Annotated in this window: 20 protein-coding genes; 12 read left to right on the top strand and 8 right to left on the bottom strand. The window is 37.2% G+C overall.

Translation table 11 applies throughout. The features are described from left to right. Positions 1-307: 307 nt before the first annotated feature. On the top strand, positions 308-1,063 hold the full coding sequence (locus tag NAT50_RS10155; RefSeq protein WP_250593171.1) for an SDR family NAD(P)-dependent oxidoreductase: 756 nt from the start codon (positions 308-310) through the stop codon (positions 1,061-1,063). Positions 1,064-1,124: 61 nt separating this feature from the next. Further along, positions 1,125-1,748: a class I SAM-dependent methyltransferase gene (locus NAT50_RS10150; protein WP_250593170.1), complete on the top strand. Its 624-nt coding sequence runs from the start codon at positions 1,125-1,127 to the stop codon at positions 1,746-1,748. A 54-nt stretch (positions 1,749-1,802) separates the two neighbouring features. Here the strand turns inward: NAT50_RS10150 and NAT50_RS10145 are convergent, their stop codons facing one another. Next, complete coding sequence (locus tag NAT50_RS10145; protein ID WP_250593169.1) at positions 1,803-2,843, bottom strand: PLP-dependent cysteine synthase family protein; 1,041 nt, start codon at positions 2,841-2,843, stop codon at positions 1,803-1,805. 64 nt (positions 2,844-2,907) lie between these two features. Next, entirely contained in the window at positions 2,908-5,046 is a 2,139-nt protein-coding gene (locus NAT50_RS10140) for a S9 family peptidase (RefSeq protein ID WP_250593168.1), read from the bottom strand. 69 nt (positions 5,047-5,115) lie between these two features. On the opposite strand from NAT50_RS10140, the gene NAT50_RS10135 reads away from it, so the two are divergent. After that, a complete protein-coding gene (locus NAT50_RS10135; RefSeq protein ID WP_250593167.1) occupies positions 5,116-5,439 on the top strand; it encodes a YbaB/EbfC family nucleoid-associated protein in 324 nt (107 codons plus the stop codon). Positions 5,440-5,633: 194 nt separating this feature from the next. Next, positions 5,634-6,017, top strand: coding sequence for an HU family DNA-binding protein (locus NAT50_RS10130; RefSeq protein WP_250593166.1), 384 nt, complete (start codon positions 5,634-5,636; stop codon positions 6,015-6,017). A gap of 229 nt (positions 6,018-6,246) precedes the next feature. Here NAT50_RS10130 and NAT50_RS10125 read toward each other — a convergent pair whose 3' ends face one another. Beyond that, positions 6,247-7,272, bottom strand: coding sequence for a threonine aldolase family protein (locus tag NAT50_RS10125; RefSeq protein ID WP_250593165.1), 1,026 nt, complete (start codon positions 7,270-7,272; stop codon positions 6,247-6,249). A 152-nt stretch (positions 7,273-7,424) separates the two neighbouring features. Between NAT50_RS10125 and prfB the strand changes: the two genes are divergently transcribed. Both prfB and NAT50_RS10115 read left to right on the top strand, forming a co-directional pair. After that, positions 7,425-8,520, top strand: a protein-coding gene (gene prfB / locus NAT50_RS10120; RefSeq protein ID WP_250593164.1) for a peptide chain release factor 2 whose coding sequence is annotated in 2 segments (ribosomal slippage) — positions 7,425-7,487 and positions 7,489-8,520 — 1,095 coding nt in all. Because the reading frame shifts where the segments join, the coding sequence is not laid out codon by codon here. Between the two features lie 20 nt (positions 8,521-8,540). After that, positions 8,541-9,335 carry an HNH endonuclease gene (locus NAT50_RS10115; protein ID WP_250593163.1) on the top strand — a complete coding sequence of 265 codons (795 nt, stop codon included), beginning with the start codon at positions 8,541-8,543 and terminating at the stop codon, positions 9,333-9,335. Positions 9,336-9,411: 76 nt separating this feature from the next. On the opposite strand, the gene NAT50_RS10110 is transcribed toward NAT50_RS10115, so the two are convergent. Further along, a complete protein-coding gene (locus tag NAT50_RS10110; protein WP_250593162.1) occupies positions 9,412-10,398 on the bottom strand; it encodes an isoaspartyl peptidase/L-asparaginase family protein in 987 nt (328 codons plus the stop codon). Positions 10,399-10,502: 104 nt separating this feature from the next. On the opposite strand from NAT50_RS10110, the gene NAT50_RS10105 reads away from it, so the two are divergent. Next, the gene (locus NAT50_RS10105) at positions 10,503-12,086 is read left to right on the top strand and encodes an FMN-binding glutamate synthase family protein (protein WP_250593161.1); all 1,584 of its coding nucleotides are present in this window, start codon (positions 10,503-10,505) and stop codon (positions 12,084-12,086) included. A 93-nt stretch (positions 12,087-12,179) separates the two neighbouring features. On the opposite strand, the gene NAT50_RS10100 is transcribed toward NAT50_RS10105, so the two are convergent. After that, on the bottom strand, positions 12,180-13,808 hold the full coding sequence (locus NAT50_RS10100) for a M1 family metallopeptidase (RefSeq protein ID WP_250593160.1): 1,629 nt from the start codon (positions 13,806-13,808) through the stop codon (positions 12,180-12,182). 127 nt (positions 13,809-13,935) lie between these two features. After that, positions 13,936-15,579: an acyl-CoA carboxylase subunit beta gene (locus NAT50_RS10095; protein WP_250593159.1), complete on the bottom strand. Its 1,644-nt coding sequence runs from the start codon at positions 15,577-15,579 to the stop codon at positions 13,936-13,938. 172 nt (positions 15,580-15,751) lie between these two features. Between NAT50_RS10095 and NAT50_RS10090 the strand changes: the two genes are divergently transcribed. The 3 genes from NAT50_RS10090 (at position 15,752) to NAT50_RS10080 (ending at position 18,594) form a co-directional block, all read left to right on the top strand. After that, positions 15,752-16,396: a DUF47 domain-containing protein gene (locus NAT50_RS10090; RefSeq protein WP_250593158.1), complete on the top strand. Its 645-nt coding sequence runs from the start codon at positions 15,752-15,754 to the stop codon at positions 16,394-16,396. A gap of 24 nt (positions 16,397-16,420) precedes the next feature. Further along, complete coding sequence (locus tag NAT50_RS10085) at positions 16,421-17,740, top strand: inorganic phosphate transporter (RefSeq protein ID WP_250593157.1); 1,320 nt, start codon at positions 16,421-16,423, stop codon at positions 17,738-17,740. Between the two features lie 119 nt (positions 17,741-17,859). Continuing rightward, the gene (locus tag NAT50_RS10080; RefSeq protein WP_250593156.1) at positions 17,860-18,594 is read left to right on the top strand and encodes a DUF2490 domain-containing protein; all 735 of its coding nucleotides are present in this window, start codon (positions 17,860-17,862) and stop codon (positions 18,592-18,594) included. Between the two features lie 35 nt (positions 18,595-18,629). Here the strand turns inward: NAT50_RS10080 and NAT50_RS10075 are convergent, their stop codons facing one another. Beyond that, the gene (locus NAT50_RS10075; RefSeq protein ID WP_250593155.1) at positions 18,630-19,679 is read right to left on the bottom strand and encodes an AMP-binding protein; all 1,050 of its coding nucleotides are present in this window, start codon (positions 19,677-19,679) and stop codon (positions 18,630-18,632) included. A gap of 1 nt (position 19,680) precedes the next feature. Further along, positions 19,681-20,598, bottom strand: coding sequence for a CPBP family intramembrane glutamic endopeptidase (locus NAT50_RS10070; protein WP_250593154.1), 918 nt, complete (start codon positions 20,596-20,598; stop codon positions 19,681-19,683). 83 nt (positions 20,599-20,681) lie between these two features. On the opposite strand from NAT50_RS10070, the gene arsC reads away from it, so the two are divergent. Next, a complete protein-coding gene (gene arsC, locus NAT50_RS10065) occupies positions 20,682-21,023 on the top strand; it encodes an arsenate reductase (glutaredoxin) (RefSeq protein ID WP_250593153.1) in 342 nt (113 codons plus the stop codon). 74 nt (positions 21,024-21,097) lie between these two features. Further along, the gene (locus NAT50_RS10060; RefSeq protein WP_250593152.1) at positions 21,098-23,569 is read left to right on the top strand and encodes a TonB-dependent receptor domain-containing protein; all 2,472 of its coding nucleotides are present in this window, start codon (positions 21,098-21,100) and stop codon (positions 23,567-23,569) included. Positions 23,570-23,611 lie beyond the last annotated feature (42 nt).

The following is a 23,611-nucleotide window of genomic DNA, read 5'->3' as shown; positions in this document are numbered from 1 at the left end:
TTCGTTTTGGTTCACTTCACTAATTTCCTCGATGGCTCTTTACTCTCCTTTTGGAATTATTGCTACAAATTATACAATCAAGTTAGGCAGTCCATTACCTTCATACTTCCATTGTTTACAAGAACTTTAATGTTAAGAATAACCTAGAGTCCTTTTTTTTGACATTCCTTTTTACTAAATTAGTAGAAGCATTATGCTATACCATCCAAAACAAAAAGCCTAGAGAACCAAAATTATAGAAGGCTAATAGTAATCTTACCAATCAACAGAAGTCTCCTTTTCATTGAATCAATAAAAAACAATAAACATGAAACAATTACAAAACAAAGTAGCTATAATAACCGGTTCTGGTTCAGGCATCGGTAAAGCCACTGCCCTACTTTTTGCTAAAGAAGGAGCAAAAGTAACCATCAGCGACATCAATGAGGAAGCTGGAAAAAAAGTGGTGGAAGAAATTCAACAAAACGGAGGAGAAGCCATTTTTGTAAAAGCGAATACTGCCATTGCGGAAGACAGCAAACATTTGGTAGCAGAAACCATCAAAGCATTTGGTGCACTCCATATCGCCGTGAACAATGCAGGCGTGGGAAGCGCTTTCAGCAAGGTAGCAGATATAGACCTAGCCGATTGGCAAAGAGTCATCGATATTAACCTTAACGGGGTTTTCTATGGGATGAAATACCAAATCCCTGAAATGATCAAAGCGAAAGGAGGAAGCATTATTAACATTGCCTCTATTTTGGGACAAGTAGCATTTCAAGGAGCGGCTGCTTATGTGGCCTCCAAACACGCTGTCGTGGGATTGACTAAAACGGGAGCCCTAGATCATGCACTAGACAATATCAGAGTCAATGCAATTGGTCCTGGTTTCATCTATACCGGATTGGTAAACGAAACCACGATGGGTAAAGAAGCCATACTAGCATTAGAACAAAAACATGCTTTACATCGTCTCGGCAATCCTGAAGAAGTGGCAGCCATGTGCCTCTTCCTAGCCTCTGATACGGCTTCGTTCGTTACAGGCTCTTACTATCCTGTAGACGGTGGTTATTTGGCGATGTAAACTAGAAAGTACCAATGCCTTTAATCAATACTACAAACAGTAACCGCTAAATAGCAACATAATGAACAATACGTTAAAAGAGATGTGGAATAGCCGTTATGCCCAGGAAGAATTTGCCTATGGCATAGAGCCGAACCAATATCTAAAAGAACAATTAGAGAAACTTGAAGTCGGAAGTATACTCTTTCCTGCCGAAGGTGAAGGACGCAATGCTGTCTTCGCTGCTAAATTGGGTTGGAACGTATCTGCTTTCGATATCAGTGTGGAAGGAAAAAACAAAGCCTTACGCCTTGCCGAAGCAAATCAGGTAAACATCGACTATCAGGTAGGCGAATTAGAGACGCTGCACTATACCTCTGAACAATTTGATGCCATGGCACTGATCTTTGCTCACTTTCCGCCTGAAAAGAAATCACAAATCCATCAAACACTCATTTCATACTTACGCCAAGGAGGAATAGTCATTTTTGAAGCATTCAGTAAAAAACACTTGGAGTATGTTTCTAAAAATGAAAAAGTAGGTGGACCAAAAGACATCAATGCTTTATTCTCGCTAGAGGAAATACGCTCCGATTTCAAAGATTTCGAAATTATAACCCTAGAAGAAAAAGAAATCGAACTCAAAGAAGGATTATATCATAATGGAATTGGGTTCGTAATACGATTTGTTGGTCGTAAAAAGTAAAGAAAACTTTAGTGTCGTAAAACAAAAAACTCCAGCTTTCGCTGGAGTTTTTATTTATTTAATGTATTCTATTTTTTGTACTTCTTCTAAGTTAACACTATCAAAAAAGCCTTGGTCTCTCATCCATTGGTCATTGAAGACTTTACTCATATAACGAGATCCGTGATCAGGGAAAATCGCTACTACAATACTGTTTTCATCAAACTCGCCTTCTTCAGCAAATTGTTTGATCGCTTGCATTACCGCTCCCGAAGTGTAACCAACAAACAAGCCTTCCGTTTTAGCAATCTGACGCGTCATGTGCGCACTATCCTCATCGGTAACTTTAGTATATTTATCAATCACGTCAAAATCGATAGCCGTTGGAATTAAGTTCTTCCCAATACCTTCAATTCTGTATGGATAAATCTCTTCTTTGTCAAATTCTCTCGTTTCATGGTATTTTTTCAATACCGAACCATAAGCGTCAACTCCTAAAACTTTAATGTTAGGATTTTGTTCTTTTAAGAATTTTGCGGTTCCAGACAATGTTCCTCCGGTACCGGTACACGCTATGATGTGAGTTATCTGCCCATTAGTTTGATCCCAAATTTCAGGACCTGTAGTTTTGTAATGTGCTTCAATATTCAAATCATTGAAATACTGATTTATATACACAGAACCTTTGGTCTCTTCGTGCAAACGCTTCGCTACATTGTAATAAGAACGTTCATCATCGGCAGATACGTGAGCAGGACAAACATATACTTTGGCTCCCATACTCTTTAACATATCGATCTTATCCGGTGACGATTTCGAACTTACCGCCAAAATACAGTCGTAACCTTTAATAATACTTACCATAGCCAAACTAAATCCTGTATTTCCGGAAGTAGTTTCTACAATAGTATCTCCTGGTTTCAAAATACCTTGTCGTTCAGCCTCTTCTATAATATGAAGTGCAATTCTGTCTTTGGATGAATGGCCGGGATTAAATGCCTCTACTTTTGCATAAAAATTACCCGGAATCTCTTCTGTAAGCTTGCTTAGTTTGATTAGCGGTGTGTTCCCTACTAATTCTAAAACATTATTATAAGCTTTTATTTCTTTTTTCATATAGTATACTTGCGGCTACAATTCTTAAAAATTTAAAGCCTCCAAAACTTTACAAATCTATAAATTATTTTTTAATTCCTTCTAAATCCAGTAAAAAACTAAATTCTTTGGCAATCTCTTTTAGTGCTTCAAAACGTCCTGAAGCCCCGCCATGCCCAGTATCCATGTTGGTGTCTAGGAACAAAACATTTTTATCTGTTTTTACCGCTCTTAGCTTCGCTACCCATTTTGCCGGCTCCCAATATTGCACTTGTGAATCATGCAAACCTGTTGTAACTAACATATTAGGATACGCTTTGGCTTCAACATTATCGTAAGGGGAGTACGATTTCATGTAATCATAGTATTCTTTATCGTTAGGATTACCCCATTCATCATATTCGCCTGTCGTTAACGGAATAGAATCATCCAACATCGTTGTCACCACATCCACAAACGGAACGGCTGCAATCACACCATTGTATAATTCTGGAGCTAAATTAATTACAGTACCCATCAACAAACCACCCGCAGAACCTCCTTCAGCATACAAGTGTTTTGGAGAAGTGTATTTATTTTCAATTAAAAACTTAGAACAGTCAATAAAGTCTGTGAACGTATTCTTTTTGTTCAACAACTTACCATTTTCATACCAAGGACGTCCTAAATCTTCACCTCCACGGATGTGAGCGATTGCAAAAATAAATCCTCTATCTAACAAACTCAAGCGAGTTGAAGAAAAAGTACAATCCATCGAATAGCCATAAGATCCATAAGCATATTGCAATAATGGATTCTTACCATTCAATTGGATTCCTTTACGATACACCATAGAAATAGGCACTTTGGTTCCGTCCTTAGCGGTAGCCCAAACACGTTTTTCTTCGTAGTTGTCTTTGTTAAACTTACCGCCCAAAACCTCTTGTTCTTTTTTCACTTCTTTGGTTTGGTTCTTCATATCAAAATCAATGATCGAAGAAGGTGTTTTTAACGATTGGTAACCATAGCGTAAAACAGTGGTATCAAAATCGACATTAGTTGAAGTGTAAGCCGTATACGTTTCACTGTCAAAAGGAAGGTAGTACTCTCCTACACCACTCCAAGGCATGATGCGTAGTTTTGTCAAACCGTTCTCACGTTCTTCAACTACCAAATAATCTTTAAATATTTCAATGTCCTCTAACAATACATTGTCGCGGTGAGCAATAACATCTTTCCAATTTTCTTTTTCTGTAGCCGTTTCCGGTGTTTTCATCAATTTAAAATTGGTCGCTTGATCCGTATTAGTCAACACGTAGAAACTATCGCCAAAATGCGAAATATTGTATTCTAACCCACGAGTACGTTTTTGGAACACTTTAAAATCGGCATCCGGTGTATCAGCATTCAGGATTTGATATTCGGTAGTCATGGTACTTTGAGAACCAATCACTAAATATTTCTTCGATTTTTCTTTGTAAATAAAAACACTAAACGTTTCGTCTTTTTCTTCAAACACCAATACGTCATCTTTAGAGTCTGTACCTAGTTTATGTTTGAAAATTTTATTAGAACGAAGGGTTACCGGATCTTTAGTAGTATAAAAGATAGTTTGATTGTCATTAGCCCAAACCGATCCGCCTGTACAGTTTTCTATTTTATCCGAAAGAATTTCCCCTGTCTCAAGATTTTTAACCTGAATAGTATAAATTCTTCGGCTCACTTTATCAACACCAAAAGTGGCAAACTTGTTATTAGGACTCACACTCACACCGCCCAATTGAAAATACGAAAGCCCTTTGGCCATTTCATTACAATTGAACATGATTTCCTCAGGAGCCTCTAAACTTCCTTTTTTACGAGAATAAACTGGATAATCTTGTCCTTTTTCATATCGGGTAATATACCAATAACCATTGTATAAATACGGAACCGATTGGTCATCTTCTTTAATTCTCGATTTCATTTCCTCAAACAAAAGCTTCTGAAAATCCTTCGTATGGGCGGTCATTTGCTCATAGTATTTGTTTTCAGCATTCAGATAATCAATCACTTCTTTGTCTTCCCTTTGGTTTAACCAATAGTAATTATCGATACGAACATCTCCGTGTTTTTCTAATTTCTTGGGAACAATCTTAGCTACCGGAGGCTGAATATTTTTTGACATTTTCTTTTGTGCAGTTACATTGTTAATTGAAAAAGCAAAAATAAGGCTTAAAAAAGTTATTTTAATGAGGTTTTTCATTTTTCTTTTAGTTGTTTAAATGAGATGCAATTTAGTAATTTTGCGTAACTAATTTAAAATTTAAAAGAAATGTTTGGAGATATCATGGGCATGATGGGCAAATTGAAAGAAACCCAACAAAAAGTAGAAGAAACCAAAAAGCGTTTAGACTTTGTTTTAATTGACGAAAAAAGCAATGACGGATTGTTAGAAGTTACGCTAACTGCCAACCGAAAAATCAAGAATATTTCCATCGCAGACGATTTGCTTAACGATAAAGAAATGTTAGAAGATTACTTGGTTAACGTTTTAAACAAAGCCATAGAGAAAGCGACCAACGTTCACGAAACCGAATTAGCTGCAGTAGCCAAAGAAGGCATGCCAAATATTCCAGGCATGGATTTGTTTAAATAAACTCCGATTTTTCTATCGCTACGAGGATTATAAAATTGATTGGTACGCGTTAATTTTATAAAAGATGTACAACTTCTGCATAAAAGATGTACAAGAATCACCCAAAAGATGTACGACTTTATACTAAAAGTCGTACATCTTTTGTTATATTTGTCTAGACTGTATCCAATAATCCAACCGAATACTCTCTTTTTATGGCCGTACACTTTAAAATGATTCCCAAGAAAAACAATTTGGTTTCGCCACCAGAAGTCAAATACTATCCTTGTGCAGTAAGCCAAGGCGAGGTGACACTAGAAGACCTTTCACGCATCGTCGCTAGTCGTTCCTCCATGAGCAAAGCCGATTGCTATGGCGTAATCATAGCCCTGAGCGAGGCTATTGGTGAGTCGTTAACCAACGGTAATATTGTAAAAATTGAAACTCTAGGAACCTTTCAATTAAACATAGCGGGAACAGCAACCGAAAAGGAAGAAGAACTGGGAAAAGCAGCGATCAAAAGTGCTAAAATAAGTTACAAACCTTCCAAACAACTGAAAAGCAAATTAAAGAAAATAACCTACAAGAGAATACGTTAATCGCCAAAAGATGGTTGCTTCAAAAATACATCATCAATTTGTGAAAATACTTTCAAAAAAGAAACGACAACAAACCCCTTGACTGTTCTATGGCTTTAAACAAAAGTTAAAATTATAACTTACTAATTCAAAAACAGTTACACCAAAAGTAACAGCAATCATACCGCAATAAAAAAAGCTAAAAAATCGATTCCGACTTTTTAGCTTCTTTTGGCTAGTTAGAACATAGCTAGAATTGTAATCGCTGTAACGCTTCCAAAACATATTCGTGCATCACTTGACGGTAATCCAAATGGGTCACCATACGCAGTTTACCTTGTCCCATAGAACTAATGTGAATGCTCTTTTCTTTCAATTTTTGAATAACAAATTTTTCATCCAAATGCGACTGTACCGTAAAAATTAAAATATTCGTTTCTACCGGTTCTACCGAAGCTACCCATGGCAATCTTTGTAAAATAAAAGCTAATTCTTTGGCTCTACGATGATCTTCCGCCAAACGCTCTACATGATTGTCTAAAGCATAGATTCCCGCCGCTGCCAAATATCCTGCCTGACGCATACCGCCACCAAAGATTTTACGAATACGTAACGCTCTTTTAATCGTAGCCGCATCAGATACCAAAACCGAGCCCACAGGAGCGCCTAAACCTTTACTCAAACATACCGAAATCGTATCAAACAACTCACCAAATTGTTTCGGTGACTGTCCTTTGGCTACGAGTGCATTCCACAAACGAGCACCGTCCAAATGGTATTTCAGGTTATGATCCAAACAAACTTGCTTGATTTCTTTTAACGTTTCAATGTCGTAACAGGCCCCTCCTCCTTTGTTGGTCGTATTTTCAATACTTACCAAGGTAGACAATGGCGCATGAAAAAATTCGGGATCGTTAATGGCATTTTTAACCATATCCGCCGAAATCATTCCTCGATGACCATCGAGCAAACTTAGAGAACAACCACTGTTAAAAGCAGCACCTCCCGCTTCGTAAAGATAAATATGGGACCATTTATCGCAAATAATCTCATCACCTGGATTGGTATGGAGTTTTAATGCCGTTTGATTGGCCATAGTACCAGAAGGAAAAAACAAAGCCGCTTCCATTCCAAACATACGGGCTACTTTCTCCTCTAAAGCATTAACCGTCGGATCTTGTTTATACACGTCATCGCCCACTCTAGCCTGATACATAGCGTGTAACATTTCGTTGGTTGGCTTAGTGACAGTATCACTAATTAAATTTATTTCCATTTTAACAAAAGTATTAGTAAATTTGCTAAGTATTTGTCCCCAATACTTACATAAAACCCAAGCGAAATAAATTATTCATTTAATTTATACTATTCGTTGTGTATACTATTGACGGATAAATTCCTTATAAAATTCAAAAATAAAAAATTTATATGACAAATGCCGATCAAATAAAAGGTATTGTAGAACGCCTAGGTGCGTTGAGGAGGTATCTTTGACATCGATGCCAAACTAATCGAGATTGCCAACGAGGAAGAAAAGACCTTTGCACCTGATTTTTGGAACAATGCCAAAGAAGCGGAAGTAATTGTTCGTAACCTTCGTTCCAAGAAAAAATGGGTCGAAGATTATGAGAAAGCCGTGAATCTTTGTGACGAGTTACAAATTGCTTATGAATTTTGCAAAGAAGGCGATTTGAGCGAACAGGAGTTGGACGAGCTGTTTGAAAAAACGCAAACGCACATCGAAAACATTGAATTTAAAAACATGCTTTCCGACGAAGGCGATTCAATGAGTGCTGTATTGCAAATTACTGCCGGAGCAGGAGGAACCGAAAGTTGTGACTGGGCCAGCATGTTAATGCGTATGTACATGATGTGGGGCGAAAAGAACGGCTACAAAATCCGAGAGCTCAACTTCCAAGAAGGTGATGTCGCTGGAATTAAAACGGTAACGTTAGAATTTGAAGGCGACTATTCGTTTGGGTACCTCAAAGGGGAAAATGGGGTACATCGTTTAGTGCGAATCTCACCGTTCGACAGTAACGCCAAACGCCATACGTCTTTTGCCTCAGTATATGTATATCCTTTGGTAGACGACACTATAGAAATCGCCATTAGTCCGGCTGATATCGAAATTACCACTGCTCGCTCCAGCGGTGCCGGTGGACAAAATGTAAACAAAGTAGAAACTAAAGTACAATTATTGCACAAACCCACTGGAATTCAAATTCAGTGCTCCGAGACCCGTTCTCAACACGACAACCGTGAAAGAGCCTTGCAAATGCTTCGCTCACAGTTGTACGAAATAGAGTTAAAAAAACGTTTGGAACAAAGAGCTGATATTGAAGCCGGTAAAATGAAAATCGAATGGGGATCGCAAATACGTAACTACGTGATGCATCCATACAAACTAATTAAAGACGTTCGTACCCAATACGAAACTAGTGACGTAGAAGGAGTGATGAACGGAAATTTAGATGAGTTTTTAAAAGCTTATCTGATGATGATGGGGCAAAAAGAAAATTAATTTACTTAAATTGTTTTACTATGCATTTGAAAAGATATTTTGACAAAGAAATTTGGAGTGAGATTGAATTAAAATCCCCTTTCAAAGAAAAATTCAGACTGTTTGTTTCCAATCATGGCAAGATAAAAAAGCTGAATCTTCAAACCAATGAAGAAAATCTTGTCAGTCAGAATACCACCGAAGGATATCCGTCTTTCAATATTACGGTTCACACCCCTCATAGTCCAAAAAACCAGGCCTACGTTGATGAAACAAGGGCTCAAATTGAAGGTTTGAAGCAAGAAATTCGAGACCTTCGTTCGCTGTTAAAACAATGCAAAGACAATGAAGAAGAATTTTTGAGGCTCTTAAAAGAATTAGAAGCCAAAAAAGAAGAACTGGAAATTGTTTGGAGTAAATACCAACAAAAATTCAGAAAATTAGAAGCCAAAAGAAAGAAAACGTTCAGCGGGCTCACCCATCGATTTGTGGCAACAGCATTTCTTGAAAAAGAATCACCAGAACACAATTTAGTAGCACATTTAGATTTTGACAAACTCAACAACCATCATTCTAACCTAAAATGGATGACCCGTGAGGAAAATGTGGCTCACCAAAAAAATAGCCCTTTTGTGATTAAAGCCAAAGCGGTGGCAGTATATCCGGGTAGAATTACAAGAGCCAAACTAACTGTTAAGGAAGTAATGATTCTTAAAAAACGAATGAATGAAAATGTCCCTCTTAGCAAATTAGCCAAGCGTTACAATGTAACCGAAACCCAACTCCTTCGAATTAAAAGAGGAATCAATTGGGCCAATGTGCCTGCTGCATTATAACAAAAAAACACCCCAAAAACACTTTATTTTTGGGGTGTTTTTTTATGCGTTATAATAAATAGAAAATGTATCCCAATTATTCGCCTTTATAAATCCCTACGTATACCTTGCCCTCTTTATCAATAGAAGCTCTATACATTCCCGGGGTATTAAACTCGAAAGAAATATTTCCTTTCTTGTCGATAGCAATCACTCCTCCATCGCCTCCTAAATTTTGTACTTTGTTCATGACCGTTTGAGTGGCTTGTTGTAATTTCATTTTCTTATATTCCAATAAAGCAGAGATATCATGTCCCACCACCGATCGGATAAAAAACTCACCCCAACCCGTTGCTGAAACCGCACATGAATTATTATTGGCATAGGTTCCTGCTCCTATAATTGGTGCATCACCTACTCTATTCCAACGTTTATTGGTCATTCCTCCGGTAGAAGTTCCTGCGGCTAAATTTCCGTATTGATCCAAAGCCACACAGCCTACCGTTCCAAACTTACTGTCTTTTTCTTGTTCTGCTTTTTTAGCTCTTTCTAAGGCTTTAAAAGCTTTTTCAGTATAAAAATACGAAGGATCCACTAGTTCTAATCCCTGCAACTTAGCAAACTCTTCCGCTCCTTTTTGGGTTAACATCACGTGAGGCGATTGGGTCATAACCGCATTGGCTAACAAAATGGGATTTTTCACGGTAGTCACCCCAGCCACAGATCCCGCTTTTAAGGTTTTTCCATCCATTATAGCAGCATCCAACTCGTTTTTTCCTTCACTGGTAAAAACCGCACCCTTGCCAGCATTAAAAAGTGGAGAATCTTCCAAAACCATGATTGTTTTTTGGACCGCCTCTAAACTTGTTCCTCCTTGTTTGAGAATAGCATACCCCGTTTGAACCGCTTTTTTTAGTGTTTCTCTATATTCGGCTTCCAATTCCGGAGTCATATTTTGTTTCAGAATGGTACCGGCTCCCCCATGAATAGCAATAGCAAAGTGGGACTCCTTGGGCGACTCTTGAATCGTTTTACAGCCAGTGACTGCTACCAATAAAAATACTATTAAATAAAAATGTTTCATCTTCAAAAATAAAAAAACTATACGTCCACTAATTTAGTTGTATTCCTTTAAAGAATAAAATATTTTTATTACTTTAACCCAAAATCACAAACTAATCAACTATCATGAGGAAAGCATTTATTGTTTTTAGCATTACCATTTTATCACTATTGGCCATTTTAATTTTCGTGAATTGGAAGTTCAGTTTTTTATTACTGATTTTCTTTCCTTTAATTCTCATGGGACTCTACGACATGTACCAGTCCAAACAAACCATCAAACGAAATTTTCCTTTGTTGGGAAGAATGCGTTACTTGTTGGAATCTATCGGACCAGAAATGCGTCAGTATTTCATTGAAACCGATACCGAAGGTAAGCCGTTTAATCGTTTACAACGCAGTTTGGTGTACCAAAGAAGTAAGAAAGAAACTTCTACGCAGCCTTTCGGAACACAACTTAACGTTTACGAAGTTGGCTACGAATGGATCAATCATAGCGTAAAAGCCATTCCGTTTCATGAAGTGAATGAAACGCCAAAAGTGACCATTGGATCTTCCCAATGTGCGCGCCCCTATGAGGCAAGCCTATTCAATATTAGTGCGATGAGTTATGGTTCTTTGAGTAAAAATGCCATTTTAGCCTTAAATGCCGGAGCCAAACAAGGTGGTTTTTACCACAATACGGGGGAAGGCGGATTATCTCCTTATCACCTGGAGCCCGGAGGAGATGTGGTTTGGAATATTGGTACCGGCTATTTCAGCACCAGAGACGCGGAAGGTAATTTTTCCTTGGAAGAATTCAAAAAAAGAGCGACTCTTGAAAATGTAAAAATGATTGAAATTAAATTCTCCCAAGGAGCTAAACCTGGACACGGAGGGATTTTACCGAAAGAAAAAGTGACTGACGAAATTGCAGCAATTCGTTTGGTTCAAAAAGACAACGACATTGTATCACCTCCGAAACATTCGGCCTTTACCACGCCTCTAGAACTCATGGAGTTTGTAAAACTGCTTCGAAAACATTCGGGAGGAAAACCTATCGGAATTAAAATTTGTATCGGAAACAAATCGGAGTTTATTGCAATTTGTAAAGCGATGGTCACCACACAAACCTACCTTGATTTTATTACCGTGGATGGTGGCGAAGGAGGTACTGGCGCTGCACCTCCTGAATATGCCGATCATGTAGGAATGCCGTTACGAGATGCTTTAGCCTTTGTATATGACTGCTTGAATGGTTTTGGAATTAAAGACGAGATTAAAATTATTGCCAGCGGTAAAGTGGTCTCTGGTTTCGATATTATTCGTTGCTTATCTATTGGTGCCGATTTGTGCAACTCGGCCCGTGGAATGATGTTTGCCTTAGGATGTATACAAGCATTAGAATGTCACACCAACACCTGTCCTACCGGAGTAGCGACTCAAGATCCTAAACTCACGAAAGGATTGGTTCCTGAAGAAAAAAGTATTCGTGTAGCCCGATTCCAACAAGAGACCGTTAAAAGCGCGATGGAATTAATGGCTTCGGCTGGAATTCATCACCCGAATGGAGTGACACGCGATGTGATTAGTACCCGAGTAGAACGAAATAAAATAGAAACTTACGCGGAAACTTTTCCGGAACTAGAACCTGGCTGTTTGTTAAACGAAACCACCGTTCCTAACGCCTACTGCTATTTTTGGAAAAAAGCGACTTTTCAATCTTTCTAATACCAAAAAAGGAGTTCCATACAAATACCGAACTCCTTTTTTAATACTGCGTATTACAACCTTTTCCGAAGCAACACGATTACCGTTGAAAAACTAATAACGGATATAAAAATGCTCTTTAATAGGTTGAATTTCTTGAGGTGATTTCACTTTCGAATTTACTGTTTTCCAGTCGTTTGTACCGTTCAATCTTACTTTTTTTCCTTTAATCATAACATCTACAGGCATGCTAAAGTTCTTCTCGTTAGTCACCCAACGGTACGCTACCCCTTTTTTATCTTTTCGGAATTCTAATTTTGGAATTTCGGTATAACGCAAATACTGGTTAAAAATAGGGGTCAACTCCATTCCCGATTCCTTGTTAAAGAAGTCAACTACGTCTTGATGGGTTATGATTTGTTTTTTAAAGGTTTCAGAATATTTCAACAACATACTCCACCATTTAGCATCATCGGCCACAATATGACGAAGCGTATTTAGTAATAAAGCTCCTTTCGGGTACATGTCGCCACTTCCTTCTTTGTTAACTCCATAGTGTCCAATAATAGGACTATCGCCTCTTACATTTTGTTGAAGACCGTTGGCATATTGCATCGCTTTTTCATAACCAAACTGACATTCTACGAAGACAATTTCAGAATATTGTGTAAACCCTTCATGTATCCACATATCGGCTATATCCTTAGACGTAATACTATTACCAAACCATTCATGTCCTGATTCGTGAATCGTAATAAAATCGAATAGTAGTCCAACGCCGGTATGAGACAAGTCGTTACCTAAATACCCTTTCAAATAACGATTCCCGTAGGCCACTGCACTCTGGTGTTCCATCCCCAAATACGGAGTCTCCACCAATTTGTAACCATCTTCCGCGAAAGGATACGTTCCAAATTTAGACTGGAAACAATCCATCATGGGTTTCACTTCTTCAAAATGCTTACGAGCTTTTTCTTCGTTAGCGCGTAACACATAATAATCTAGATCCAAGCCTTTGTGGTTGTCATGAATGTGCACATAATCGGCTACATTAATAGTAATATCATAAGTATTGATAGGATTTTTAACTTCCCAATCCCAGCGCGTATACCCATTGTTCAGGTCTTTACTCCCTAAAAATCTTCCATTTGAAACATTCATTAACCCATTAGGGACTGCTACGCGAACGGAAGTACCAAAATCAGGTTCATCACTTTGTGTATCTTTCACTGGAAACCAAGAACTGGCACCAAAACCTTGACAAGCTACGGCTATCCAATGTTTTCCGGCAGTATCCTTACTGAATACAAAACCGCCATCCCATGGTGCTTTTTTAGCGATAACCGGTTTACCTGAATAATAAAAACGAATGCTGTGTTCCGTTCCTGGATTTAATTTTTCCGGAAAGGCGATAAAAGTGGCTAGATATTCACGTTGAAACGCTAATTTTTTGTGATTATAGACAATACTGTCTACTTGTAAGTTTTCGAACAAATCGACCTGAATTTTAGCAGTTGGAGTCACTACTTTAAATGCAATGTCGTTATACCCTACGATCGACTTTTCTTCGGGGTTAATCATGATATTCAAATCATAGCGTTGCACATCAAAGGAAGTTCGTTCTGGGCGTAATCCTCCTTGTAAGGAATCGCGACGGGTAAAAGTTTCTTTGGCCACGGTGAGCTGTGCAAAAACCAATTGAAAACTGCTTACCAAAAGCAAAGTTGATACTACTTTTTTCATAAAGGGATAATAAAAAATCTACCATATAAAGATAATGGTAGATTTTGATTTTTAATTTATTTTAAGGAAAGTTTAATGATCATTGCAATCTAAAAAACTGAAATTATATTTGTTTCTACTTAGTTCATTACACTTGAATTACTCCTAGGTTAAAAGGCTTTTCAATCGGTGCATGATTAGCGGCTTCAATACCCATGGAAATCCATGTTCTAGTCTCAAGAGGATCGATAATAGCATCAGTCCACAAACGAGAAGCAGCATAATAAGGCGAAACTTGCTGATCGTAACGGGACTTAATTTTGTTGAATAATTCTTCTTCTTTTTCGGGAGTAATTTCTTCTCCTTTGGCTTTCAAAGAAGCGGCTTCAATTTGTAATAATACTTTAGCCGCTTGTGCCCCTCCCATTACTGCCAACTCAGCACTTGGCCAAGCAAATATTAATCTAGGATCATACGCCTTACCGCACATCGCATAATTTCCGGCACCATAAGAATTTCCTACAATGATGGTAAATTTCGGCACCACCGAATTCGATACAGCATTCACCATCTTAGCACCATCTTTAATAATTCCTCCGTGCTCCGATTTACTACCTACCATAAATCCGGTGACATCGTGCATGAATACCAAAGGAATTTTCTTTTGGTTACAATTGGCTATAAAACGCGTTGCTTTATCGGCAGAATCCGAATAAATAACGCCACCAAACTGCATTTCGCTAGGTTTCGTTTTCGATCCGGTAGTTTTAACAATCTTACGCTGATTGGCAACAATTCCTACAGCCCAACCGTCTATACGGGCATAACCTGTAATAATGGTTTGTCCGTAGCCTTCTTTATATTCGTCAAACTCTGAATTATCTACCAAACGTTTGATGATGTCCATCATATCGTATTGTTCCGCACGGGATTTAGGTAAAATACCATAAATATCTTCCGGATTTAAAGCGGGTTTTTGCGGTTTCACGCGGTTATACCCTGCTTTCTCAAAATCGCCCATTTTACCAACAATACTCTTAATTCTGTCTAAAGCAGCAGCATCGTCTTTCGCTTTAAAATCGGTTACCCCCGAAATCTCACAATGAGTCGTAGCACCTCCTAAAGTTTCATTATCGATAGTTTCGCCAATAGCGGCTTTTACCAAATAACTCCCTGCTAGGAAAATACTTCCAGTTTTGTCTACAATCAAAGCTTCGTCACTCATAATAGGTAAATAAGCCCCACCGGCTACACAACTTCCCATTACAGCAGCAATTTGGGTGATTCCCATACTGCTCATCAACGCATTGTTTCTAAAAATACGTCCAAAATGTTCTTTATCTGGAAAAATTTCATCTTGTAGTGGTAAATAAACACCCGCAGAATCCACTAAATAGATAATAGGCAAACGGTTTTCCATGGCTATTTCCTGAGCGCGTAGATTCTTTTTAGCGGTAATCGGAAACCAAGCACCGGCTTTAACCGTAGCATCATTGGCTACTACGATACATTGTTTTCCTTGGATGTATCCTATTTTCACTACTACCCCACCGCTCGGACAACCGCCGTGTTCTTGGTACATTCCATCACCTACAAAAGCGCCAATTTCAATTGATTTTTCATTTTTATCCAACAAATAATCAATGCGCTCTCTGGCGGTCATCTTGCCTTCGGCATGCAATTTTTCTATTCTTTTTTCGCCTCCGCCCAATTTCACTTTGGCTAATCGTTGTCTTAATTCTGAAAGTAAAAGTTTGTTATGATCTTCGTTTTTATTGAAGTTTAATTCCATAGTGTTGTGTTAATTATTTTCGTAAATTTGAGATGCTAAAATACAAAAACCATATCAAACCGTAGGATCTTGTATTAAGAAAATGTAACGAAATTGTTAATACGAGTTTTATATTAATTTAATCATTTCTTAACACAACCAACGTACTTTCGCACCAATAAAATTAGAAATCATGAACCTTAACAGTATCTTTCAATTTTTAGTCCCAAAAGACACTAAATTTTTCCCATTATTTGAGCAAGCTAGTAGTTCATTAGTAACATTAGCTGAAGTATTGCATGAAGCGGTGAACGTTCCTAAAGAAGAAAGGGAAAGTTATTTGAAAAAAATTGAAGAATTAGAGAACAAGATAGAAGGAATTACGCATAAAACTCAATTAGAATTGAGCAAAAACTTCATAACTCCTTTCGATAGAGAAGACATCAATGCCTTGATCAAAGCGATTAACAATGTGGCTGATAACATGCACGGAGCGGCTAGCAGAATGCGTTTGTATCAAATTGAAAAAATTACTAAATCAATTAGAAAGTTAACAGAAATCAATCTTGAGGCTTGTCAATTAATCCACACTGCAGTGAAAGATTTACAAGACTTAAACAATCATGCTTCTATTAAAGCGATTTGTAAAAAAATCAACAAATTGGAAAGCAAAGGAGATGTGGTTTTTGATAGAGCGGTAGCTGATATTTTCGAAAATGAATCGGATGCTATTAAAGTAATCAAATACAAAGAAGTTTTATCTGCTTTGGAAATGGCATCAGACAGATGTAAAGACGTTTCTAACGTAATTGAACAAATTTCTGTTAAACATTCTTAATGTCGATTTTTCGATCATAAACGTATGACTTTACTTATCATCATAATCCTTTTAGCCTTATTATTTGACTATATTAATGGCTTTCACGATGCGGCCAATTCCATTGCCACCATTGTAGCAACAAAAGTTTTAACTCCTTTCCAAGCAGTGCTTTGGGCAGCGTTTTTTAACTTTTTAGCGTATTGGGTTTTTGGATTTGGGGTTGCGGATACCGTGGCTAAAACGGCCAGTACCGCCAACATCGATTTAGTAGTAATTCTAGCCGGAATCTTAGCGGCTATTGCTTGGAACTTATTTACTTGGTGGAAAGGAATACCTTCCTCTTCTTCTCATACTTTAATTGGTGGATTTGCCGGAGCAGCCTTAGCCCATGGTTTTTCTGGAAAAGTTGCTGATCCAGAACATGCCGGATTGGCTATCGTAAACTGGTTTAAAGCAGCGAAAGAAGGAGAATTATTACCTTCAGGTGTATTGGTTGTTATTGCTTTTATAGCCTTAGCACCTCTTGTAGGTATGCTAATTTCTTACTTGGTATCTTTGTGGTTCATGTATTCTGCTAAAAAAAGTATCTATCCGAAACTTTTTACTTTGAGTTTTATGGCTGCTACTGTTGGGTTTCTTTATTACGTAATGAAACCGTACCACGAAATTAAAAAACCAAGATTCGAGTCTCAATTTTGGAGTGTTATGGGAGAGCCAGAAAACATCAAATGGCTTTTGGTGGGCTTTATCATCTTCAGTTTAAGTACAATCTGTTTACTATTTAGTAGTTTCTCCGCTGGAAAAGCAGAAAAAATTCTGAAAAAAACCCAATTGTTATCCTCTGCCGCTTTCAGTTTAGGTCATGGAGGTAATGATTCTCAAAAAGTAATGGGAATTATTGCAGCAGCTGTAGCCGTTTATATCAATACAAATGGTGTGGATGTAATGGCTATGCCAGAATGGCTTCAAGTTGTTTTACCAAATCCGGACAAAGGAATTGAAGCTAAAATGCCGGAATGGATTCCTTTAACGTGTTACAGTGTGATTGCTTTAGGAACTTTGAGTGGTGGTTGGAAAATTGTAAAAACCATGGGATCTAAAATTACTAAAGTAACTGCTTTTGAAGGAGTAGTTGCAGAATCTGCTGGAGCTTTAACCTTATTTATCACAGAACACTTTAAAATCCCTGTATCTACTACACACACCATTACAGGTTCAATCATTGGTGTTGGAGTAACGAAACGTGTGTCTGCTGTACGATGGGGAGTTACTATTAATTTATTATGGGCTTGGATTTTAACCATTCCCGTATCTGCCCTTTTAGCAGCACTACTATACTATTTCTTGAAAATTTTTCTTTAAAATAGCATAAACTATAAGGAAGAGACTAAATACTTAGTCTCTTTTTTTTTAAATTTGCTTTAGAAAAATAACAAACATTTAAAACGTACTTTACGTTCTGTAAACATTCATTATATAACATGAGAAACATTTCTCCTATACTATTATTAATCGCAGTTTTAACCTCTCATAATACGCTTTTTGCACAAAAAAAAGAGCACCTGTCAGGTTTCTCGACTTTATCTGTAAGCTACCGATTTAACCCGAAATGGTATGTGTATGGGGAAACACAAGCACGATCGATTGCCGATTTTTCTAAAATCGACTACTACGAAATAAAAGCCGGAGGAGGTTATAATTTTAATAAGAAACATCAGTTATTTGCAGGTCTAGGGTCTTACAACACTTATACCGACAGCAAAAAAACTAGAGAAGAATTTCGTGTTTGGTTACAATATGCGTATTCTGAGTTTATCTCTAGAGTAAGAATTGAACAACGCTTTAGAACAGAAAAAAGGTTTTTTCATGATCCGATAACCGATAGCAACACGAATGCAGAACGCTACAGATACCGTCTCAGTTTAATTGTACCTTTAAACAATGAAACGATTCAAGCTAAAACCTTATTTGTAAACACTTATGATGAAGTGTTTTTTTCCAGTGATGCACCAACATTCAGTAGAAATCGACTTTTTGGAGGTATCGGTTATCAAGCAAGCAACTCAATGGGAGTGACTGTGGGTTACTTATGGCAAAGAGATTTGAGTGCCACCAAAAACACCAATACCCATTTTTTGTTTTGCGGAATCAATTTTACACTAGCCCACAAAGAACACAAATCCTCATCAACCATAGTAACACCAGAGGCTGACTAAAAAAACTAAAAAGAGCAATTAATCAATTGCTCTTTTTAGTTTAAGGTCTTCAATATTTCTTTTCGTTTGATTTTACCTGTTTCGGTTTCTAAAAAAGACGGAATGAAATACATTGCTTTGGGTTTCTCGTATTTGGAAAGCGAATCGAAAACAGTTGAATCCAATTCGTAAGGCGCTCCTTCTATGACTAACACTAATTTCTCGCCGAGAATTGGATCCGCTATTGCTCCCACAAAAAAGCGACCGGAAAGTTTTCCCGAAAGTTGCTCTTCTATTTGTTCTGGAAATAATTTAATCCCTCCACTATTAATCACATTATCAATTCTTCCTTCCCAGATAAATTCGGTATCCGAAAGTAAAGTAACTACATCATTTGTGACGATGAGTTCGGGATTTAATAAAGGAGCAGCAATGACCAAACAATGACGAGCATCCGTTGAAATAGTAACATTAGGTAAAAGTTTAAACGTTTTCTCCCCTACTCTTTTTGCCGCAATATGGGTAACCGTTTCAGTCATACTGTAGGTTTCATAAACCGCTGTCATGGTAGATTGAAGTTGTGCCGCTAACTCAGCATTCACTTTAGCGCCTCCAATAATTATTTTTTTGATTTGATGTAACTGCTGCATCGATTTTTCTACCTGCAAAGGAACCATCGCTACAAAATCGTAAATCGTACTATTGCCTTCCATCGGGTTTGATTGAGGTGCTACTAAATCGATTGCTAAACCTAGAATAAAAGCACGAACCAACATCATTTTTCCAGCAATATATTTCACCGGAAGACAACACAAGGCTTTATCTCCAGGAGCTAACGTAAAAAATTCACCCGTAGCCAAAGCCGAATACATCATAGCTTGTTTCTTGATAGCAATGAGTTTTGGCGTTCCTGTAGTTCCAGAAGTTTGCACATTCACAAAATCGTTTTCATCAAACCATTGCAAGATAAAATGACCGGCATCCTTTAGATACTCTTCTTCTTGATTAAGATAACCTTCAGCAATAGCACAGAGTTCTTCTTTAGAAAAATGAACTCCATTAAACTTAAACTGATCATGAACAATGGAATACGCTGGAAGACTCATATTACTCTATATAAGGATTAGCATTCACTTTAGTTACCTTTCCGGTTAATTTTTCTTTCCAATTACTCCAACCATATTTATATGAAAAAACCAGCAATAGCAATGGAAATACCACAAAAACCGGCATAAGAATTTCAAATCCGATACTCGGGTTAGAAATATCTTTTAAAACTGAGTGCGTTTGAAAAGCAGTCCAATTAGCGGTTACCATCAACGCGGTAATCAAATTATTAGCCAAATGGAAACCCAACGCCAATTCAAGTCCTTCATCCATTAAAGTAATAATCCCCAAAAAGAAACCCGTTCCTATGTAATACACTAAAATAATATTCCCCATTTTGGTCACTTCAGGATTCGCTAAATGCATTAAACCAAAAATAATGGAGGTAAACAACAATGGAAACCATCTGTTTTTAGTCAAAACACCTAAACCTTGCAACAAATGCCCGCGGAATAAATATTCTTCGAAACTAGTTTGAAAAGGAATGAGAATCACAGCGATGAGTAAAAAAACGAAGAATTTAGACGCATCAAAATTCCATACATAATTCTCTGGAGAGCTATAATAACTTAACGCAGTAACGATGATTTGGAAGCCTCCCCAAATGGAAAAGGCAAAGAAAATACGCTTCCAATCAACCTTGCTTCTAGAAGTTGTAAACCGGATTAGACTTATTTTCTGAACGTATCTCACCCAAACAAACAATAAGATTAGTCCAAATACAAAAGACAACATCGTATCAATAAAGAAACGATTAACACCATTTTTATCAATCTCGTTCTGAATAATCTGATTCACATCAAGATTTAAAAGCTTAATAGCCATAAAATTGAGCAACATCATCCCTAAAAACAAAAACGGAAATGGCAAATACAGAATAAATTTGAATTTGGAAGTATTGAATTGTTCGATATACATTTCTGTGATTTTAAATTATGAAAATAAGTAGCAAAAGACCTATTTTTGTTACAAATTACAACATTTCAAACCAATAAAAAAAAATGATTACCATATACCATAATTCCCGTTGTTCTAAATCTAGAGAAGGCATCGCTTTTCTAGAAAACGCTAAAGTTGATTTTCAAATTATTAACTATTTAGACAATGTTCCAACTAAGGAAGAATTACAAGAATTACTTCGAAAATTAAACCTTCCGGCTATAGATTTAATTCGAAAAAAAGAAGCCATTTGGATAGAACAATACAAAGGAAAAGACTTATCCGAAGACGAATTAATTGAAGCCATGATTCAGAATCCGAAACTCATCGAAAGACCTATTATCGTGAATGGATCCAAAGCGGTAATTGGCAGACCCACTGAAAAAATTAAAGAAATTCTGTAATTTTTCTCATTTAACATTACTTTGGGAAAATAAAATTTCATGACTCTTATTTTTGCTTTTGTAAAACTAAAAACATGAAATTAATAGAAAAATCTTTACTTCTAGTATTCCTGTTCTGTTTTTCCTTGTTATCGGCTCAGCCAAGACAAGAAGGAAAAAGAGTAACTATTTCAGGAAAAGTTGTTGAAAAATCAACTTCAGCTCCTTTAGATTATGCTACGGTAACAGTACTTACAGGTACAAACCAAGTTGTTTCTGGGGCTGTAACGGATGCCAAAGGGGAATTCAAAATCGACATTCGCCCGGGCAAATTCACTATTAAAGTCGAATTTATGTCTTTTAAAACCTATGAAATAAAAGACAAAAACATTTCGGCAGACACTTTTCTTGGCACTATCGCCCTAGAAGATGATGCTAAAATGATCGACGAAGTAGTGATTCGTGCTGAAAGAACTTCTGTCGACATTAAATTAGACAAAAAAGTGTACACCGTAGGAAAAGATGTACTTGTTCGTGGTGGTACCGTTAGTGATGTTTTAGACAACTTACCTTCGATTTCAGTGAGTACGGAAGGTGCTGTGGCTTTACGAGGAAATGAAAACGTACGCATCTTAATCGACGGCAAACCATCTAACGCTGCTAGTGTTAACGATGCTTTACGATTAATCTCGGCTGACGCTATCGATAAAGTAGAAGTAGTAACCAACCCTTCAGCTCGTTACGATGCGGAAGGAGGCGGAGGAATTATTAACATCCTACTGAAAAAAGGTAAAAATCAAGGGGTTAACGGAACTTTCATCGTTTCAGCGGGAACTCCAGAAAACACTAGCGGTTCGGCTAATATCAACGTAAAACAAGAAGCGTTTAACTTCTTTACCACTTTGGGTTACAACAAAAGACTGAACCCAGGTAGTACTTTGATTAATCAGGAAAATTTAAATCCTGATGGAAGCTTGAGAAATTACACCGAAGAGCGTCGTACCAGCGATCGTTATGGTAAAGGAGCTAATATCAATTTTGGTATCGAATTAATGTTAGACAAAAATACTTCGTGGACCAATGCCTTCAACTACCGTAACAATAAAGGCAACAACGATGATAATGTATTTTATTATAATTATGACAACAATCTTGATTTCATCAATACCAGACAACGCTTCAACAGAGGACTTGGCGATAATGAAAACATTGAATTTACTACCAACTTTGTAAAGAAATTCAAAAAAGACGGTCATAAATTAACCATCGACGGAGCTTTTGGTACCGAAAATGAAGACGAGAATACTGATATTCAAGGACGAATCGTAGAAACCAATGCTTACGTATCTTCTGAAAAAACAAGAAGAAACAACAGACAAAACCGTAACTTAATCCAAGCAGATTATGTAATTCCGTTAGGGAAAAACTCTCAATTTGAAGCTGGATTCAGAGGAAACTATGTAGACTTTACGTCCGACTATCAAGTACAAGAAAGAAGAAGTTTTACGGATCCATACACTGATATTGACTATTTTACCAATACTTTAAATTACAAAGAAAATGTAACGGCAGGTTATACTCAGTTTGGTTCTAAAATCAGCAAGTTCTCTTTCTTATTGGGATTACGTTATGAGTATTCGCATATAGAAGTAAACTTCTTGAAAACAGATGATTTTACGACTAAAAAGTACGATAATTTCTTCCCTAGTGCTTTCTTAACCTATGAATTCAGTGAAGACAGCAATATTTCTGTGAACTACAGTCGAAGAATTACTCGTCCGAGAGATCGTTTCATCAATCCGTTTGCATCGTACACTAGTAACGTAAACTTATTTGAAGGAAACCCTGAAATTAATCCAGCCTTTACGAATGCTTTTGACATTGGTTTCCTAAAAAAATGGGACAAACTTACTTTTAATACGTCGCTGTATTTAAATCACACTACGGATTCATTCCAGATCGTACGAAGAAAACGAGGAGATGAAATTGACGGCTTACCGGTAGTGGTAAACAAGCCTTTCAACTTAAGTACAGAAGACAAAATAGGTTTTGAATTTAATTTGAACTATAACTTCAAAAAATGGTGGAAATTAAACGGAAACTTTAATTTCTTCCACAGTACAACCGATGGAGAATTCAACTATGTGGATGTGAACAACAACCCGGTAACGATTAATTTCGATAGAAAAGCGACAAGCTGGTTTAGCCGTTTGACATCAAGAATAACTTTACCGTATAAAATTGAATGGCAAACCAACGGAATGTATTTTGCACCTCAAAAAACGGCGCAAGGAACTTCTAAAGGAATTGCTAGTGCCAATCTTGGATTTAGCAAAGATATCTTAAAGGATATGGGAACGCTTTCATTCAATGTTAACGACGTATTCAATTCTCGTAAAAGAATTCAGGACATACAATTACCTGGTTTGAATTCATATAGTGAAATGCAATTCAGAAAAAGAAGTTTTACCTTTTCGTTTACGTACCGATTCAACAAGAAGAAAACTGATAAAGACTTCAGACCACGTCAAAATGACAATAATGGCGATGGAGACATCATGGGATAACAACCCACAAAAAAACCTCGACTGTGTCGAGGTTTTTTATTT

The organism is Flavobacterium luminosum, from assembly GCF_023635005.1.
In the GTDB taxonomy this organism is placed as follows: domain Bacteria; phylum Bacteroidota; class Bacteroidia; order Flavobacteriales; family Flavobacteriaceae; genus Flavobacterium; species Flavobacterium luminosum.
This window is presented reverse-complemented; position numbering and strand designations above follow the sequence as displayed.